The 19484-nt window shown below is 67.0% G+C and carries 8 protein-coding genes and 2 pseudogenes; 6 read left to right on the plus strand and 4 right to left on the minus strand.

The genetic code is table 11. The features are described 5' to 3' along the window. The first annotated feature begins 21 nt into the window (after positions 1-21). From PX52LOC_RS41515 to PX52LOC_RS42195, 4 genes and pseudogenes are all read left to right on the plus strand, one after another. Entirely contained in the window at positions 22-2325 is a 2304-nt protein-coding gene (locus tag PX52LOC_RS41515) for a sialate O-acetylesterase (RefSeq protein WP_168219477.1), read from the plus strand. 1102 nt (positions 2326-3427) lie between these two features. Next, a pseudogene (locus PX52LOC_RS43200) lies at positions 3428-4432 on the plus strand (serine/threonine-protein kinase). Between the two features lie 9 nt (positions 4433-4441). After that, entirely contained in the window at positions 4442-4870 is a 429-nt protein-coding gene (locus tag PX52LOC_RS38450) for a hypothetical protein (protein ID WP_149115047.1), read from the plus strand. Positions 4871-5028: 158 nt separating this feature from the next. After that, positions 5029-5517 (plus strand): annotated as a pseudogene (locus PX52LOC_RS42195) (transposase); the annotation flags it as partial. A gap of 758 nt (positions 5518-6275) precedes the next feature. Here the strand turns inward: PX52LOC_RS42195 and PX52LOC_RS38460 are convergent. The 3 genes from PX52LOC_RS38460 to PX52LOC_RS38470 form a co-directional block, all read right to left on the minus strand. Beyond that, positions 6276-9617, minus strand: coding sequence for an efflux RND transporter permease subunit (locus PX52LOC_RS38460; RefSeq protein ID WP_149115049.1), 3342 nt, complete (start codon positions 9615-9617; stop codon positions 6276-6278). A gap of 15 nt (positions 9618-9632) precedes the next feature. After that, entirely contained in the window at positions 9633-10919 is a 1287-nt protein-coding gene (locus PX52LOC_RS38465) for an efflux RND transporter periplasmic adaptor subunit (RefSeq protein WP_149115050.1), read from the minus strand. 397 nt (positions 10920-11316) lie between these two features. Next, complete coding sequence (locus PX52LOC_RS38470; protein WP_149115051.1) at positions 11317-12270, minus strand: GlxA family transcriptional regulator; 954 nt, start codon at positions 12268-12270, stop codon at positions 11317-11319. Positions 12271-12658: 388 nt separating this feature from the next. On the opposite strand from PX52LOC_RS38470, the gene PX52LOC_RS38475 reads away from it, so the two are divergent. After that, complete coding sequence (locus PX52LOC_RS38475; RefSeq protein ID WP_149115052.1) at positions 12659-13174, plus strand: methylated-DNA--[protein]-cysteine S-methyltransferase; 516 nt, start codon at positions 12659-12661, stop codon at positions 13172-13174. A gap of 7 nt (positions 13175-13181) precedes the next feature. Further along, positions 13182-13715, plus strand: coding sequence for a G/U mismatch-specific DNA glycosylase (gene mug, locus PX52LOC_RS38480; protein ID WP_218575239.1), 534 nt, complete (start codon positions 13182-13184; stop codon positions 13713-13715). Between the two features lie 102 nt (positions 13716-13817). On the opposite strand, the gene PX52LOC_RS38485 is transcribed toward mug, so the two are convergent. Further along, complete coding sequence (locus PX52LOC_RS38485) at positions 13818-19289, minus strand: sigma-70 family RNA polymerase sigma factor (RefSeq protein ID WP_168219478.1); 5472 nt, start codon at positions 19287-19289, stop codon at positions 13818-13820. Positions 19290-19484 lie beyond the last annotated feature (195 nt).

The raw sequence follows: 19484 nt of genomic DNA on the forward strand, positions 1-19484 counted from the left end.
CCAATTCCGAAGGCACCTGTCATGAGGCTGACACTCGCATTAGTCCTGCTCGCGGCGTTCGCCGCCGTGTCGGCCACGCCCGCCCCGGCGGCGGAGCCGGACCCGAAGTTCTACGTCTTCCTGTGCTTCGGGCAGTCCAACATGGAAGGCTTCCCGGGGGTCGAGGAGCAGGACAAAGCCGAGGCCGATCGCTTCCAGGTGCTCGCGGCGGTGGACGCCCCGAAGCTCGGCCGAAAGAAGGGCAACTGGTACCCGGCCGTCGCACCCCTGTGTCGGGGCTCGACCGGCCTCTGCCCGGCCGACTGTTTCGGCCGGACGATGGTCGCCGCCCTCCCGAAGGACATCAAGGTGGGCGTCGTGAACGTCTCGGTCGCCGGCTGCAAGATCGAGCTGTTCGACAAGGCGAACCACGAGGCGTACGCCAAGACTGCCCCGGCGTGGATGGCCGGCATCATCAAGGAGTACGGCGGCAACCCGTACGCGCACCTGGTCGAGATGGGGAGGCTGGCCCAGAAGACGGGCGTCATCAAGGGAATCTTGTTCCACCAGGGGGAGTCGAACAACGGCGACAAAAAGTGGCCCGAAAAGGTGAAGGCCGTCTACGACGGCTTGATAAAGGATCTGGACCTCAAGCCCGAGTTCGTGCCGCTTTTGGCGGGCGAACTGGTGCACGCGGACCAGAAGGGCGCCTGCGCGGGCATGAACGCGGTCATCGCCGACTTGCCGAAGGCGATCCCCAACGCCCACGTCGTCTCCTCGGCCGGGTGCAAGGCCCGGCCCGACCGCCTGCACTTCACCCCGGAAGGCTACCGGGAATTGGGCAAGCGGTACGGGGAAAAGATGCTCTCGCTGCTAGGCGACAAGATCGCCGCACCGAAGGAGCCCGAAAAACGGGAACCGACGCCGACGACGTACTGCAACCCGATCTCCCTTCCGAATTATCCGATCGGCCGACGGGCGCGGGACGCGACGGTGGGCGCGCCGGTGCCGAAGGACGACTGGCTGTGGCTCGTGGACAAGCAGCAGCAGTTCCGCGAACTGGCAGACGTGTCGGTCCTGTGGCACGATGGGGCGTGGTACATGTACCCCTCGGTGGACATGGCCTGGGTGAGCACGGACGGCGGGGCCACGTGGCAGCACCACCCGCTCAACGTCCGCGACGTGGGCTACGCGCCGACGGTCGTCAAGCACAAGGGAAAGTTCTTACTGATGGCGTCCGAGTCACCGGTGTACGCGGCGGACGCCCCGCTGGGGCCGTTCAAGGAGGTCGGACGGATCGAGCTGCCGGCGGGGGTGCCAGGGCAAATCGACCCGATGCTGTTCTCGGACGACGGCCGCCTGTTCTACTACTGGGGCTGCACGCCGACGGAGGGGATCTTCGGCGTGGAGCTAAACGCGGACGACCCGACGAAGGTGATCGGCAAGCCGGTGCGGGTGATCGCCTTCGAGCCGGACAAGCAGCCCTGGCAGCGGTTGGGCGACTGGAACGAGCAGCCCGCGCGGGGGTGGGTCGGCGCCTGGATGCTCAAGCGGGACGGAAAGTACTTCCTGACGTACGGGGCGGGGGGGACGGAGAACCGGACTTACGCGATGGGCTGCGCCGTGGGTCAGTCGCCGCTGGGGCCGTTCGTGTCACAGAAGTCTAACCCCATCCTGCGGACGACGACGGGGCTGGTCACGGGGACCGCACACGGGTGCGTGGTGGAGGGCCCGCACAAGTCGCTGTGGGCGTTCTACACCGTGCGGGCCGGCGTGGTCCACGGGTTCGAGCGGCGGTTGGGGATGGACCCGGCGTACATCGGGGAGGACGGAGAACTGCACGTCAATGGGGCCACGTCGTTGCCGCAGCGGCTGCCCACGGCGGCGAAGGCGGCGGAACCGACCGGGTGGCTGCCGCTCAACGCGGGGCCGAGGACCGTGGGATCCAGTGACGCCCCGAACCTGTCCGGGCGACTGGCGGTGGACGACGACCTGCGGACGTGGTGGCAGCCGGCGGCGGACGACAAGGCACCGACCCTCACCAGCAACCTGACGACCCCGGGTGCTCTGGTGAGTGCGGTGCGAGTGATCTGGCGGGACGGGGGGCTGAACACGAAGCAGGGGGCCAAGCCGGGTTCGTTCCGCTACAAGGTCGAGGTCCGAACGGGGGCCGGCGCGTGGACGACGGTGATCAACCGCAGCCAGAGTACGGACGACTTGTTGATCGACTACCGCGAGTGCCCGCCGACGCCGGGAACGGCGGCGCGGCTTGTGATCGTCGGGGAGCCGGCGGGGATTACCCCGAGTGGGGCGGAGTTTACGGTGTTCGGGCAGGTGGGGAACTAACACGGCCAGAGCATCAGGGACGTTTACCTGAACCACTTCCTCATCGGTACGGCGGGGACTTAGCCCGCCGTACCCATCTCGGCCCGTTCTGGCCCTGCATGGGACACACGATCGAGCCGTTGTAGGCCGTCGGGCATTGAGGTTCGGCCTGGAGCAGCTTTCGACCCATCGATTAACAACCCGAGCGTATTCGAGTCGCGACTTTTGTTCCTTCCGGATGATGGACGACTGCGGGTTCCGACGCCCGCTCACTCTAATCGCTAACGAGTTTGCTTGATATCTAGCCCTTTCCGCGTCCGGCGAGGAATACTCTCGCGCCGAGAGTCTCGCGCAAAAGTTCGTAATCCGTTCCCGCCGGGGAGTTCGTCAGGCCGGTCGCGGAACTTTGGGCCAGGGGGGGGTAACGGAACCGGCCGAGAGTACACGCTCTCGGCCGTCCGCATTGCTGGGCTTGTTTTCCAGCTATCCACGCGGCCCTCAAGTTTCGGCGAGAGTATCCGGTCCGCAAACCACAATCGAGGGTGCGAGGCGAAACGCTTGGGCCCGCCTCGCACCCCAAGACGAACGGAGAAAAACTCTCGGACTCTCGGGTGAACAGATGCGCGCGTTAGCAGCCCACGTTCACGCTGGTGGCGGATCGGCCCCCCGACCGGCTCGGGCGGTGGTCATCATCACGGCGGCATGCTCAGCGCCCGAAAGCGTCAATGATGTCGTCACGAACGACATTATCGCGATCCGGCACGCGGTGGACGGATGCTCAACACCCGAAGGCGTCAATGATGTCGTCACGTGGTGGTCCGGCCGTCGCGGAGTTAACCTTCGCAGGGCGCTCAACGCCCGAAGGCTTCACTGAAGTCGTCAGTCCGATAAGCCCCAGCAAGAACGGGGCCGGTGTCCCAACCTCGTCTTCGCCCTCAGCCCTATCTTCACGGCCGCGAATCGGGTAAGGTAATTCGATCATCGGAGATTATCGCATGACCGAGCCCGACTCCATCCCGGGATTCGACTCCTCCGGACGCACACCGCTACGCCGGATCAGGCGCGGCTGTCGGCCGCCCTCTCCACCCCACCGCCCGCCACCCGCTACCAACTGGGCGACGAGATCGCCCGCGGGGGCACGGGCGTCGTCCACCGCGCGTGGGACAACTCCCTCCACCGTGAAGTCGCCGTCAAACTCCTCTCACAAAGGCTCGCGGGCACGTCGGCCGAGCAGCAGTTCCTCGAAGAAGCGGCCATCACTGGCCAGCTCCAGCACCCCGGCGTTCCGCCCGTCTACGGCCTCGGCAAACTCCCAGACGGCCGCACCTTTCTGGCGATGAAACTCGTCCGCGGCCGAACGCTCGACGCCCTGCGGAAGGAGCGGAGGGGCCTCGATGCCGATCGCGGTCGGTTCGTCGGCGTGTTCGAGGCGATCTGCCAAGCCGTTGGCTACGCCCACGCGAATGGCGTTGTCCACCGCGACTTGAAGCCGGCGAACGTCATGGTCGGGGCGTTCGGCAAAGTCCAGGTCATGGACTGAGGACTGGCGAAGGTTCTTGCAAGCCCCGAACGAGAGAGTACCACCCGCGGCGACTCGACGATGATCGGCAGTGGCGACACGCCGTTTTTCAACCCCCGCGGTGACTCCGAAACGCACGCTGGCAACGCGATGGGCACGCCGGCGTACGTGCCCCCAGAGCAGGCCCGGGGCGACGTGGCCGCCGTCACCGAGCGCAGCGATGTGTTCGGCCTCGGGGCGATCCTTTGCACGATCTTGACCGGCCAGCCGCCGTTCGCCGCGTCGGATGCATATTCGGCTTTCCAGAAGGCCGCCGAACAGAATCTGGCCCCGGCTCTGGCCCGCCTGGACGCCTGTGGGGCGGAGCCGGAACTAATCGCCTTGGCCAGACGATGCCTGTCCGCCGACCCTGTCGGTCGGCCGACCAACGGCTCGACTGTCGCAGCCGAGGTGGCGACGTTGTGGGATGACGCCGAAGTACGAGCCAGGCAAGCCGAAATGGAGCGGACTGCCGCCGAGGTACGCCCCGCGGCGGAACGTAAGCAGGCGGAACTAGACCGGCGGTTGACAGCCCAGAGACAGGCCGTCGAACGGCACCGCCTGCGATAGCGGGCACGGTTGTCGGCAATCATCGCAGCATCGCTGGCGGTGGGTGCCGGCGTTTCGATCTGGCAAGCCGTTCGTGCCCGGGAGGCCGAGAAGGCTACGAGCGAGCAGCTTACGAAAACCCGGGAGGCCGAGCGGGCGGCGGCGGCTCAATTGGCGATTACGAAAGAGGCCAAGACCCGGGCCGAGGAGGAGGAGGAGAAGAACGCCCGGCAGGCCGAGTCCACGGCGAGCGCGGCCAACGAGTTGAGTGGAAAACGACTCCGGCAGATTGAAAAGAATTTCGGCGTCCTCTCGTCGATCTTTGCAGGCCTCAATGTCCGCAAGATCGAGGAAAATTATCAACCGTTGGAAACATCGTTGGCAGGGCGTTTAGTGAAGGCAGCTCAAGAGTTAGACGGGGAGGCCATTGGCGACCGCCTCGTCGTCGCGGGCGCGTAGAATGGCCTCGGTTCTGTCTGACAGGGCGTCGCAACTCGTAGACGGGCCGGCGGAAGGAGTTCCCGCCGTGCCCCGCCGTCACGAGTTGACCGACGCCCAGTGGGCCTTGGTCGAGCCGCTCCTGCCCCCGCCGTCCCGCGGCCGCCGGTGGGCCGACCACCGGGCGGTCGTGGGCGGCGGTCCTGTACGGGGCCGCCACCGGCGTCCCGTGGCGGGACCTGCCGGAGCGGGACGGGCCATGGCCGGCGGTGTACGAGCGGTTCCGGCGGCGGGACGGCGGCACGTGGGCCGCCATCCCGCGGGCGTTGCAGGCCGGGCGGGCGAGTTCGGGCTCATCGACGGGTCGCGGTTCGGCGTCGACGCGACCATCGCCCGGGCCAGCCGTTCGGCGGCCGGGGCGAAAAGGGGGGCCGACAGCCGAGCCGGCCGACCACGCCTTGGGCCGGGGTCGCGGCGGGCTCGGGACGAAGGTGAACCGGGTGGCGTGCGGCAACGCCCGGCCGGTCGGCGTCGCCCTCACCCCGGCGGACGCCGGCGAGACGGCCGGGCTGGACGCCGCCCTCGACTCGGTGTCCGTCCCCCGGCCGGGGACAAGGGGTACGACCACCCGCCCGTCCGCCGCCGGCCGCACCCCCGCCACCGGTTGAACCGGGGCCGGCCGTTCGGGTTCGACCGGGCGGCGTACCGCCCGCCGGCGGAACGTGGTCGAGCGGTGTATCAGGTGGCGGAAGGAGAACCGCCGCCGGCGACCCGGTACGAGAAGTCGGCCGTCAGCGACTTGGCGGTAGCCCACGTGGCCATGATCCGACAATATCTCAAGCGGGTCACCGAAACCTTGTCAGACAGAACCTAGGCGAGGCGGGGGGGACGGGCCACCATCACCCCGCCCCGACGCTCTTATTCGATGAACACCCCTCGCGGCGGTGTCGAAGACGTTGAATTCAAACGTCGCAGGCTGCCACGAAGATGCCGTTGTGGAGCGTCTGCTCGAACGCGAAGAAGTTCGTGGATACCTTCGTAGGTGGCCCTGCCAAGTACGTGCCGTCGAACCCGGCCACACGTGGGCCGCCCTCTTCAGGGTGACGACTTGGTCGGGCACGCCGTTGAAGTTGGCCGTCGCAGTCCGCACCCCACCGGCGAAACCGTCGAACGGCGTGACGTCATCGGGGTTGAACAGTTGGGGCCGTCCCGCCTTAACCCCACGGCAAACAGCGGGGCGGCTGGTCCCGAGCCGAACTGCCGGTTCCCGACACCCCCTCGACGGGAATCTTCTGCTCGTGTGACCGCGCCCCGGGCGATAAGGGAGCTAGCCGTTCGTACCGATCGAACGACGGAGAACAACTCCTAGCTTTGCGGGCTGAAGAATCTCATCGATCACAGTCAACTCTCGCGAAGTTGAAGGACGCTAATTGACCACGATATCGCCCTGGGTCTCCGTCGCCTCTTTGGCCTGGGTGCTAGCAGGTGTGCCCTGGCTCTGTGAGAAGGATGCTCTGGTTCCCCGTAGCCGTTCGAGGACGGTGTAGAAGACGGGGGTGAAGAAGAGCCCGAACACGGTTACGCCGATCATGCCGGAGAAGACCGCCGTGCCGAGGGCTCGTCGCATTTCGGCCCCGGCCCCCTCGGCCGTCACGAGCGGCAGCACGCCGAAGATGAACGCAAAGCTCGTCATCAGGATCGGCCGCAGCCGTTGCTTCGCCGCGGCGACGGCCGCGTCCCACCGCTCCGCCCCCTCGGCCCTTTTCTGCTTGGCGAACTCGACGATCAGGATCGCGTTCTTGCACGCCAGGCCGACGAGCACGACGAGGCCGATCTGCGTGAACACGTTCAGGTCGAGGTTGGCGATCAGGATGCCGGCCACCGCGAACAAGAGGCACATCGGCACGATCAACACGACGGCCAGGGGCAGCAGGAAGCTCTCGTACAGGAACGCCAGGACCAGGAACGCCAATAGCGTGCTCAGGCCGAATACGAGCAGTGTCGTGTCGCCGACGAACTCGAACACTCCGGGGATTCGCACGACGGTGCTGGCGGCGAGTTGCTGCTGGTAGGCCATGTCGGTCCACTCGTAGCTCATGCCGTCGGGCAGCTCCCGCTTCGCGATCACCTCCACCTTCGCCGTCGCCTCGCCGGAACTGATTACGGAGGGCACCGTGAAGCCGTTCACGTCGGCCGCGGTGACCATGTTGTAGCGGTTCACCTTCGTCGGCCCGCTGACCTCGGCCACGTTCACCACGCTCGCCAACGAGGCCATGCCGCCGTCGGCCGTGCGGACCTTGATCGCACCGATGTCCTCCTTGCGGGCCCGCGACGTGGCGTCGGCCATCACGTTCACCTGCCAGTTGCGGTTCTCCAGCGTCACGTCGTTGACGTACAGCGACCCCAGGTACACCTGTAGGGCGTCCTTCACCGACTTGTCGCTGATGCCCATCTTGTAGCACCGCTCGCGGTCGATCAGCACCCGGTACTGCGGGGCGGCTGACCGGAACGTGCTGAACGCCACCGGGATGCCCGGCTCCCGCATGGCGGCGAGCGACACGTTCTGGGCCGCCCCTTCCAGTGGGCCAAGGCCGTAGTTGGGGTTGTCGCGGATTTGCAGCTTGAACCCGCCGGCGTTGCCGAGGCCGAGGATCGGCGGGGCACCGAAGGCCGTCACGCTCGCCTCCTGGATGCCGGCGAACTTCTTGTTCAGGGCGGCCACGATCGCGTCGGCCGACCAGCCCTTCCGTTCCTCGTGCGGCAGGAACGAACTGTAGATGCCGGCCGTGTTCGACAGGTTGGCCGACGACAGCACCGAGTACCCGGTAACGCCGAGCGTGTGGTAAAGGCCGGGCTGTCCCTTCGAGGCGTCTCGCTTGCCGTCCGGCCCGACCGGGCCGAGCAGGATGTCGTGAACTTGGTCCACAACCTTCTGCGTTCGCTCCAGCGAGGCGCCTTCGGGCAGTTCGATGTTGATGACCATGTAGCCCTGGTCCTGCTGCGGGATGAACCCGCCGGGTACGCGGGAGAAGCCGTAGCCAGTGAGGCCGAGCAGGGCGACGTAGGCAAGCAGCACGACGAGCGACACGCGAATAAGCCGGGCGACGGCGGCGCCGAAGACGTTCGACGCCCACTCGAACCCGCGGTTGAACAGGCGGAAGAACCAGCCGAGCGTCACATTGAGTACGCGCTGGACCGGGTCTGGCTTCGCCCCGTGCGGCTTCAGCAGGATCGGGCAGAGGGCCGGGCTGAGCGTCAGCGAGTTGACGGCCGAGAGCAGCGTGCTGACGGCCACGGTGACGGCGAATTGTTTGAAGAACAGCCCGGTGATGCCGGGGATGACGGCCGCCGGCAGGAACACGCTCGCCAGCACGAGCGACACGCCGATGATCGCGCCGCTGACTTCGTGCATCGCTTTCTCGGTCGCCGCCTGTGGCGACAGCCCGGCGGCGATGTGAACTTCGACCGCTTCGACCACGACAATCGCGTCGTCCACGACGATGCCGATGGCGAGCACGAGGCCGAACAACGTCAGGTTGTTGATCGAGTACCCGAAGGCGTACATCGCCGCCAGCGTGCCGATCAGCGCCACCGGGATCGCCAGCATCGGGATGAGCGCGGCCCGCCAGTTCTGAATGAACACGAGTACCACGAGGGCGACGAGCGCGACCGCCTCGAAGAGCGTTTGCACGACCGCGGCGACCGAGTCCTGGATGAACGTGGTGGGGTTGAACACCACGTCGTACTTGATCCCCTGGCGGGTCAGTTCCGGCTTCAGGTCCTCCATCTTCTTCCGCACGGCGCGGGCCGTGTCGAGGGCGTTCGCCCCCGGCAACTGGAACACCGGGAAAGCGACGGCCGGCTTGCCGTCGGACATGGCGAACGTGTCGTAGCTGCGGGCGCCGAGTTCGACGCCGCCCTCGCGGACGCCGTCGACGACACGGGCGTCGCGGACCACGTCCCGCAGGCGGACGATCTGCTCGCCGCTGCTCTTCACCACGATCGCCTCGAACGCGGCCGCGTCCGGCAGGCGGCCGTCGGCGGTGACGACGAACTGGAAGTTCTGCCCCCGCGGGGCCGGCGGGGCGCCGATCTGCCCGCTGGCCACGCTCAGGTTCTGCTGCGCGACGGCCCGCGTCACGTCGTCCACGCTCAGGCTGAAGTCGTTCATCTTGGCCGGGTCGAGCCACACGCGGATCGAGTACTCCCGCTCGCCGAAGATGAACACGTCGCCGACGCCCTGGACGCGGGCCAGGTCGTCCTTCACGTTGATGCGGCCGTAGTTCGAGAGGGTGAGCTGGTCCTTCAGCGGCTTGCCCGTCTTCGGGTCGTCCTCGGAGATGAGCGTGACGACGAGCAAGATCGCAGTGGATTGCTTCTTCGTGATGACGCCGATCTGCTTCACCACGTCCGGCAGCCTTGGGGTGGCGATGGCGACGCGGTTCTGCACCAGCACCTGAGCCATGTCCGGGTCGGTGCCGACCTTGAACGTCACGGTGAGCCGCATGCCGCCGTCGTTGGTGCACTGGCTCTCCATGTACAGCATGTTCTCGACGCCGTTGACCTGCTCCTCGATCGGCTGGGCGACCTCGGCAGCCACCTTCTCGGCGTTCTGGCCGGGGTACGTGGCGGTGATGACCACTTGTGGCGGCACCACGTCCGGGTACTGCGAGATCGGCAGCGTGGTCAGCGCGAGCAGGCCGCCGATGACGATCAGCAGGGCGAGCACGATCGCGGCGACCGGGCGTGTGATGAAGTAGTGGGCCATGGCGGTGTTCCGGACTTATTTCGGGGTGACCGGGGACGTCTGTTCGGTCGGCTTGACGGCCGCACCGGCTCGGACTCGCAAGAGGCCGTTCACGACGACCTTGTCGGCCGGAGTCAGGCCCGTCTCGACGACTTGCAACCGCACGCCGTTGATGACGCGGACCGGGCCGGTCGTGATCGGCCGAAACTCGGCCACGTCTTGGCCGTCCTTCGGGACGACGACGTACACGAACTTCTGCTGCTGCCGGGTGCCGACGGCGATTTCGGGAATCGTGACCTTCCGCGCCGGCGGGCCGGCGAGGGCCTTCACGCGAATGGAGTCACCGGGCGAGAGCCGCTGGTCGAGGTTCGGGAACACGCCCCGAACTTCGCGGGTGGCAGTACCGCGGGCGATCTCCGGGGAGACGTAGTTGACGTAGCCCTCGACCGGGTAGCCGGTGTCGGTCTTGCCGCCGATCCAGCACTTGAGGGCGTGGATGCGGGGGTCGGGCAGCGTCTTGTCGTCGTAGATCAGCCTCCGGTAGGTCAGCGAGGTCATCTCGTCGAGGTCCCAGTAGGCGTACACCGGGTTGAGCGACACCACCCGGCACAGGATCGTCTGGCCGCTGGCCACGAGGTTGCCCTCGGTGATGAGCGTGCGGCTGATCCGCCCCTGGACTTGGTCCGGCGGCGTGCTCATCGTCACGTTCTCCGGGGCCGTGATGTCGCTAGCGTTCAGCCGGATGGTGCAGTTGTTCCGGTCGAACTCGGCCTTCCGCAGCGCGGCCTTGGCCGCGTCGCGGGCGGCGGCGGCCGAATCTCGGCCGGCCGTCGCCGCCTGGAAGTTGGACGTGGCGGCGGTCAGCTCACTCTTCGCCTTGTCGTACTCCTGCTGGGACGCGCTCCCATCGGCTTTGAGCTTTTCCTGGCGGTCGTACTCCAGTTTCGCCAGCGACTGCCGTTCGCGTGCGGTCAGACTGTCGGCGTCGCCCCGTTTGAGCGATGCCTCGGACGTGGCCAGGTTCGCCTTCGCGTTCAGCAGGGCCGCCTCGTAGGGTTCCGGGTCGATCTCGTACAACACGTCGCCGGGCCGCACGATCTGTCCATCCTTGAACTTGATGACCTTGAGGTAGCCGGTGACTTGCGCCCGAACCTCCAGTTCGCGGGCCGCTTTCAGGTAGCCAGTGAACTCGAAATACGTGTCGAGTTCGCGTTCCATCGGGTGCTCGACCGTCACGACGGGCGGTTCCGGCGGCGCGACCGGTGGCCCCTTGCCGCCGCAGCCGACGGCCAGCAGGATGCAGAACGGTAGGTAACGGGTCATAGCAGAGCCGCCCCTCGCGGGTTCGGGGAAACGAAGGCCATACCACCAAGATCGGTGGCGAGGCCAGAATTTCGAGATCGGCCAGTTGAATCTGGAAGAACTACCGCCGTCCGGGCGCGGTCTTTCGACACTCCTCCCCCATTTATAAGCGTAAGGGACGGACACCGGCGAGCGGGTGTATGATTCGTCAGCCGCTTCTGCGATTCGCAGACGGCCGCTCGGGTGAAGTTCGATCCCGTCACCGAGGCCAGATTACCCAGTGGTAGTTGCCGCGTCGGTACTCGGCCAACCCCGACACAAAAACAAACGAGGCATAAGCCGGGTGTTTTGTCCGATCGACGGCGACGGCCCGCTCGGCAAGCGTGACGGCCTGATGAACTTCGCAGAGCACAGGCAGTTAAGGCTTCGTCGAACGGAACCGGACGCGGTAGTCGGCCGGCGGCACCTTCACCACTCGCAGGAACGACCGCCGCATCGAGTTGCCGCTGCCGAACCCGCACTGCTTCGCGACGAGTTCCAAGCCGGCGTCGGATTCCTCCAGCCGCTGCCGCGCGGCCTCCACTCGCACCCGCTCGACGTACCGGGCTGGGGTTGTGCCGACCTCCCGCGTGAACGCTCGGGCGAAGTTCCGGGGGCTCATATGAGCCCGGGCGGCGAGGCCCTCGACCGACAGATCAGCCGCCGGGTTGGCGACGATCCACGCCTGCAAATCGCGGAGCGGCTGTCGGTCGGCCGTCTGGAGTTCGAGTGCTGCCGAGAACTGCGATTGGCCGCCTGGGCGGCGGACGAAAAGCACCAACTGCCGGGCCACCCGCATCGCCGCCTGCCGACCGAGGTCCTCTTCCATCAACGCCAGGGCCAGGTCCATCCCGGCCGTTACCCCAGCCGACGTGTACACGTTTCCGTCCTTGACGAAGATCGGGTCCGGGGCAACGGTCACCCGTGGGTACTCCCGAGCCAGTTGTTCGCACCATCCCCAGTGGGTGGTGGCCCGCCGCCCGTCCAGCAACCCGGCCGCGGCCAAGACGAACGCCCCGGTGCAGATCGAGCCGACCCGCCGGGCAGTCGCGGCCAGCCGCCTGACGGGCGAAAGGAAGGCCGGATCGGCGCACGCCGCGTGAACTCCTAGTCCACCGGCCACCAGCAGCGTGTCGACCGGGCCTCGTACCCGCGACAGGTCGTCGGCAATCAACCGCAGCCCGGAACTAGACCCGAACTGACCGCCGCCCGGTGTGGCCGCCCGCAAGGCGTAGTGATCGTGACCGCCCTCGGTAAACACCTCCCACGGGCCGACCAGGTCGAGTGCCTGGACCCTCTCGAAGCACACCAGCACCACGCTCCGCTTCGCCACAACTCCGCCCTCCCCACGTGAGTGGCTATGCCTCGCACAACATGGCAGGATTTGCTGTCTCTATGTCATTTTACAATACGGGACACCAGTATAGAATTTGGCAGCCGGGCAAGAAAAGTCGCCGACCAGGCCAGGCCCTTCTGGCCGAGATCAAAGCAACGAAACCCCGGGCGGAATACGTGAGGTCCTGTACTCGGCGGGATACATCAAGGCACTGGCTTGAAGGGTTTTGTCGTGGATCGCCACCTGCTTACGCTCGCCCTCGGGATGTTTGCCTTGGGGACCGACAGCTTAGTTGTGGCCGGCATCCTTCAGCAGGTTTCACGGGGATAGACAGTCCCCGCGGGACCGTTCGCCAAAACGATCGTTGTCGAAACCAGGAATTACGATGAGCCACGTGCACAAGACGATGAAATCGCCTATCGGGCAACTCACACTCGTTGCGAGCGACCGGGGGCTGGCAGCGGTCCTCTGGGAACACGACGACCAGCAGCGCGTGCGGATTGTGGCCGGGCCGGTCGCCACAGGACACCCGGTTCTCGTCGAGACCGAGCGGCAACTCACCGAGTACTTCGCGGGCGAGCGGAAGGTGTTCTCGGTCGCACTCGATTTCGCCGTCGGCACACCGTTCCAGCAGCAAGTATGGCGAGCCTTGCTCGCCATACCGTTCGGCGAGACTCGCAGCTACGGCGACCTGGCGCGACTGCTCGGGCGGCCGAAGGCCGTTCGCGCGGTCGGGGCAGCCAACGGGAAGAACCCGATCGCAATTATCGGCCCGTGCCACCGGGTGATCGGGTCGTCCGGCAAATTGACGGGGTACGCCGGCGGGCTGGCCGCAAAGGCCCTGTTGCTTCGGCTGGAGGGCGTGGCCGGTGACGCCCTCAACACCCGATATGTCGCGTGAGAACAGCATGGACGTCGTAACCGGGTACGACCCAGACATCCTCGCCCGGGGCCTCAACGTGATCTTTTGCGGTATCAACCCGGCCGCGAGTGCCGTGGCGGCGGGCCGGAATTTTTCCGACCCGCGCAACCGATTCTGGCAAGCGATCCATCTCGCCGGGTTCACCGACGTTCGACTCCAGCCGGAAGATGAGCGTCGCTTGCTCGAATTCGGCTGCGGCGTCACGGCCGTCGTGCGGCGACCGACCCGGCGGGCGGACGAGGTGTTGCCGGAAGAGTTCAAAAAGGCACGGCCGGATTTTGAAGCCAAGATGCGGCGGTACGCGCCGCGGTCGATCGCCTTCCTCGGGAAGCGGGCCTATTCCGCCATCCTCGGGTCGGCCGGGGTCGGTTGGGGACAGCAGCCGACGGAATTCGCGGGCGCGATGACATGGGTCCTTCCCAATCCGAGCGGCCTCAACCGGGGCTATACTCTGAACGGCCTCATCAGTGCTTACTCCGCCTCGCGGCGTCGGCTTTGCGAACCGATGCGGCCCTGGTGAACACAAACTGGCGATCCACCGGCTCACTATTTTCCGTGGGCCGCTCGCGGCGTCGAACTCTCTTTCGCCCGCATCGGGCCTGGACCCGAGTGCCCGTGCGCCTTACCGCCAGTCGAGGCTGCCGAAGATGACGGTGAACGCCCCGGCCGCGGTGGTCGTGGCGAGTTGCTTCGCGTTCGTGCCGTCGCGGTCGCAGACGGTCACCCGAGACTCCGTGTCAGCGCCCGCCAACACCTCGAGCGTGCCGCCCGGCCGCACCTTCCACGAGTACGCCAGCCGCTTGCCGTCCGGCGACCAGCACACGCTCTCGGCGTCCGCCTTGTCGTCCACCTTCGGAACCGGCGTCACCTTGTTCGTCGCCACGTCGATCAGCACGGGCACCTTACGGAACGCCTCGCCGGGCTTGCCGGCGCCGGTCCCGAGCGCAAGAATGAACTTGCCGTCCGGCGAAAACCGGCCGCCCGTGATCGTGTCCCGCACCGGGCCGAGCGCCCGCACTTCCTCGCCGGCGGCGGGTAACAGCACGAGCCGGTTGTTCTGCGGCTTGCCGGCCTTCGTGACGACCTGCTCCGTCAAGAACTGCTTGCCGTCGGCCGACCAGTCGAGCAGTATATTCCCCTTCGGCAACTTCAAATCGGTCGTCTCCTTCGTCGCCACTTCCACGATGACATGCGTCGCCTCAAACACCGCCGGCGGGGGCGGATTGTCATAGTCGGTGACGGCCAGTTTCTTGCCGTCCGGCGACCACGCGAGGTGGCGGCCGAGGACGCCGAGGTCCGTCCCCGGCCCGCCGCCGTCAATCGCCCGCACGAACACGCGGCGGGGAACTTCCGCCCGCGTGCCCCGCTCGCCGCCGAACACGAGGTACGCCACCTGCTTGCCGTTCGGCGACAGTCGCACCTGGTCGCTAACGGCGATCTCCTTAAGCGTCCGCTCGTTACCGCCGTCGGAGTCGATGAGTCGTAGTTGGCCGACGCTCTGCTGAAAGAACGCGATTGTCCCCGGCGCGGCCGGCTTCTCCTTCGGTAGCGGGGCCTTCAAGATCGCGGCCGCCTTCGCGTGGGCGCGACCCCGACTGTCGTCGTTCACAAACCCGAACGGCGCGAGGCGGAAGTACTCCGCTGGCGTCCGGTAGTCCGGCTTCCAGAAGTCGAACTCGTCGAACCCGACGGCGGCGATCTTCGCGCCGTCCATCACGAGCAGGCAGCCGAGGGCCACGTCGCGGACCTGCCGCGTCACCGTCGGGGCGGCCTCGCCCTTGATCGTCAACGTGCGCGAGTCGCACTCGCTCTTGTCGTCGAGCAGTTTCACCAGCACGTCGCGTTCGGCCGTGCCGCCGAGGTCGGCGAGCAGCGTGACGGCGGCCAGCCGAAACCGGGCCTCGGCCTTCACGTCGGCAGCCAGGCGGCGGGCGAGGGGGATCATCGCGGCCAGTCGGTACGTGCGGGCGGTTTCAATCGCGGAGCCGCGAGCCCACGGGTCGGATCGCGCGGCCGCCCACCCCGCGATCAAGTGGCCGAACGGTTCCTTGCGGTCCTTCGCGAACAGTTCAAGGTTGACGGCCGTGGAAAGGATCACCGTCTCGTGCGTCCGAAACCCCTCGGTGGCATCGGCCGGGACGGGGTAATTGCGGAGCACGTCGGCCGTGGTCGGGTCGCCACCCAGGAACAGGCAGACGGCCGCGTCGGCCGCGGGCACGCCGCCTTCGGGCGCCGACGGCGATGCGGCCGCGCGCCACACCCGCCAGAGTTCGGCCGCGTACAAGTCGCCGGTGCGGCGTGGGTCCTGAACCGCCTCGGTCAGCACGGCCAGCCGGTGCGGGTCGGCGGCCACGCGGTCGAACAGGGCGACGGCCGCGGCTGAGTCGCCGGCCGCCTTCAGGAACGCGGCCTTCACGTCGGTGGGCGACGGCGGCGGCACACTGATCTTCTTCCTCGCCGTTGGGAACCAGCCGAGGACCGCCACTTCCGGCTGGCCCTGGGCCGGCGTCGAAATCGTCACCGTCATGGCGTTACCGCCGTCCGCGTCGCGGATTTCCAACGTGGCCTGGTCCGGCGATGCCGCATCGGTCCAGATGTACGCCACCCGCCGGCCGTCTGGCGACCAGCGGCCGGCGGCAAACCCCTGCCCCTTGTGGTGAACAACCTCGGTGGTCTTCCCGGTAGAGAGCTCAATCCGTACCATCGCGCACCGTTGCAGGTCCGTCGCGTCGGTTAGTTGGCAGCCGACGCCGAACAGCGTGCGGCCGTCCGGTGCCACGACGGGGTTGTACACTTGCAACTCCTCACCCAGCGCCTTCGACCGTTTCGTGTCGAAGGCGAAACGGTGCAGCTTGGTGCGGAAGCTCGTCACGGCCCCGGCGCGCACCTTCCCCGTGTACTGGGCCAGCAGCAACCAAGAATCGTCCGGTCCCCAGCCGATCACCTGTTCGTGCAGGCCGACACCTTCGGGCTTAATCTCCTTCTTCGTCGCCAAGTCGATGAGGGTGTGGTCGAACGCCGGCAGATCGGAAGCGCCGGAGAACAACACCGCCCCGGGTCGCTCGCGGATGACCCGCGTGCCGTCGTTCGCCCAGACGAACTGGTCGCCGGGAAGGTAGTCGATGCCCGTACTCTCGCCGTCGGTGGAATCGTTCACATCGCGGAGATGAACGGTCAGTGCTGGCCCGGACCCCGGCGGGACGAGCTTACCGGAGATGCCGACGAACGCGAGCTTCTTGCCGTCCGGCGTCATGCCGAGAAATTGCCGGCCGTCCTTTAGCTTCAGCGTCTTCTCTTGCTTGCCGGCCGGCGAGTACGCCGTCAGGTCGCCGGTCTTGTAGTCGTACGTCCAGATCGTGCCGGCCTCCGGCGGCGGTGCCGCGATCTTCTTCTTCGCCGGGAACCAGCCGAGCAGTTGCGTGTAGCCTTCCTGCTCTTTCTCTTTTTCCAGGTCCTGAACGGACCACATCTTTACAACCTTGCCCTGCGGGTCGCCGACGACGATCCGGTACTCGGCTTGATTAAACGCGAGCGGCGATGGTTGGCCCGGCTGCCCTCCCTTCGCGGCCTCAACCGTATCCGGCGTTGACGACGCCGGCGTGAGTCGAGTTGAGCCGAACACGACCTGCTGCCCGTCCGGGGACCAGAAGGCCCCGCGGAAGTCTGCCGCGTTCACCGCCGATGCCAACTCGGTCACGCGGTTCGCGGCCAAGTCGAGCGCCCACACCGCGCTGCGGTACTCCCGCTGGCCCGGTTGCCGGGCGGCCCGTTCCCCACAGAAGAGGACCGACTTCCCGTCCGGGGTGAAGGCCGCCGTGTGAATGAGGCAGTAGTCCGCGACTGGCGTCGTCCGGTCGCCGTTCAGCGGGACCTTGTGAACCTTTCCGTTGATGTTGCCGATCGCCCACCTGCCGTCCGGCGAAAGGGCGATGAACTCTCCGCCCGCTGAGAACGCCACTTCCGTGGCCGTTTTCGTCGCCAGGTCCACCCGAAAGTGTTTCCGCGGCGAGCTGAATTCCTGATCCGGTGACGCGAGCGGCGAGTAGACGAACGTCCGGCCGTCTTGCGAGAAATGGAAGGGGATGCCTTCGTTCTTCGGGTGCCACGGCACACCGAGGTCGGTGCCGGCGTCGGCCTCGCCGAGCGGCCGCAGGTGCAGCGTCAGGCCGCCCGGCGGGTCCTTCGGGTTCGCCGGCAGTTTGCCCTTTACGCCCGCGTACAGGATGCGCTCGCCGTCCGGCGTGAGGCCGAGGAAGAGCGCGCCGTCGGTCAGCGTGAGTTCTCTCGCCGTCGTGCCGTCGGGGGCGTACCCGACGAGCTTGCCGCTGACGGCGTTGTACGTCCAGATGAGGCCGTCTGGCTTCGGCAGCGCCGCGATCTTCTTCTTCGCCGGCAGCCAGCCGACGACGTGCGTCTGCTTCCCTGCGTCCGGGATTGCGAACAGCTTCTTGCGGTTCTTGCCGTCGGCGTCGGCAACGAACACGTCGGCGTCGCCGAGCTTCTTCATCACATACCGCTTGCCGCCGGGTGACCAGAACAGGTTCCGCTGCTCGAAGTCCGCGAACTGCTCAAGCTCGGTTGCCTTGCCGCCGGCGGTCAGGTGATACAGGCTGAAAGCCTCCGCGTCGCCCGGCGGTGGGAACGCAACGCCGATGCCGAGGTACGACCGGCCGTCGGGCGACGGCTCGAAGAACACGAAATGGTGCGTGTCGCAGATCGGGGTCGGCTGGCCGCCGGCCTTGGGGATGCGGAGGTAGCGGTAGCCCGGCAGCTTCGGGTCGGCGCCGAGGCTGTAGACCATCGCGATCCACTCCTTGCCGTCGCGGCTCTCCCACATGATCTGGGCGCTGTCCGGCAGCTCGATCACCGTCTCGTTCTTATCCTTCAGGTCGATCAGTGTGTGCCGAAAGAGCTTCGGTTGCGGGTTCGCCCCGACCCTGCCGACCTGGGTCAGTTCGTGTCGCACGACCCGCTTCTTGTCGCGGGTCAACAGGTACCCGTCGTTCGCTTTGTACGCGATGCCGGTATCGGTCGCGGCGGCCAGGTCGTCCGGCTTGCCGAAGTGCAGAGTGAGGCCGCTTTCGTCGTCGGTAAGTTGGCCCTTCTTGGCGAGGAACAGCAGCGTCTCGCCGTCGGCACCGAAGCCCTGGAAGTGGCGCGCAGCCTTGAGCGCCACTTCCCGCTCCTTCGTGCCGTCCTCGGCGAACGCGGTGAGCGTGCCGGACGCCATGTCCCAGGTCCAGATCAGCCCTGCGTCGTCCTTCTCCGCCCTCGGCGTCGGGGCTGGGGCCGCGTTCGCATTCGGCGCGGCCGACGGCACGAACGACCACGCGGCGAAAGCGGTCAGCAGCACGCCGAGGGTGACGGCGGCTTTCAACTTGCTCAGGATCATGGTTCGCATCACTCCCGCGGCGATGGCCGAGACAGTCGGCGGCAACAGGGCCACTGTCGGTTCGAGAAATGGAGGAAGCGTCGCGCCGGCCGATTCCGACAGGGCGACGAACAGGCCGGCCGAGAAGGCGACGCCGCGCTTGGCCAGCCGCGCCGCGAGTTGCTTGCGGGCGGCGGCCAGGCGACTGGACACGGTGCCCTCGGCGACGCCGAGTTGACGGGCCGCGTCCGCCCGGCTGACGCCGTCAAGTTCGCACAGCACGACGGCCGCCCGGTAAGCGTCCGACAAGTTGGCGATCTCCTCGTCGAGCATTACCAGCACGTCGGGATCGACCGGGATGGATTGATCCGCCGCACAGTCCGGCACCTCGCCGGCGAGGGTTTCTTTCCGGCGTCGGTTCATGGATAACGCCCTTAACGCGGCGTGCCGCGCGACGCCGTACAGAAAGCCGCCGACCGCCGACCGGGGCCGGACCGTGTGGGCCTTCCGGGCCAGGATGACGAACACGGCCTGATAGGCGTCTTCCGCGGTCTGGTGGTGGCCGATCACCCGGCGACAGACGGCATAGACTTTCGGCCCGTGTCGGCGGACGAGTTCGGCGAACGCGGCCGCGTCCCGCCGCGCGACGAACGCCTCAAGGAGATCCCCGCAGGATTGCGGCGAGAATTCACGCAGCGTGGCCGCCCGCTGCAGGCGGGACACGACACCTTGTATTGCGGTCCTGGGCATCCAACGACCCTCGGCGATCACGACCGACCCGGCTACCGTTTTATTCCACGCCCGACGCCCGGCGCGTCGGTCGAAAATGGGAATTCGTGAGCAGTCGGGATCGACACGACTTGGTACGGCGGTGCCATCCTTTTCTCACCACGGCCGCCGCTGCCGGTCGGGCACGTC

It is taken from the genome of Limnoglobus roseus (assembly GCF_008254045.1).
Lineage (GTDB): Bacteria > Planctomycetota > Planctomycetia > Gemmatales > Gemmataceae > Limnoglobus > Limnoglobus roseus.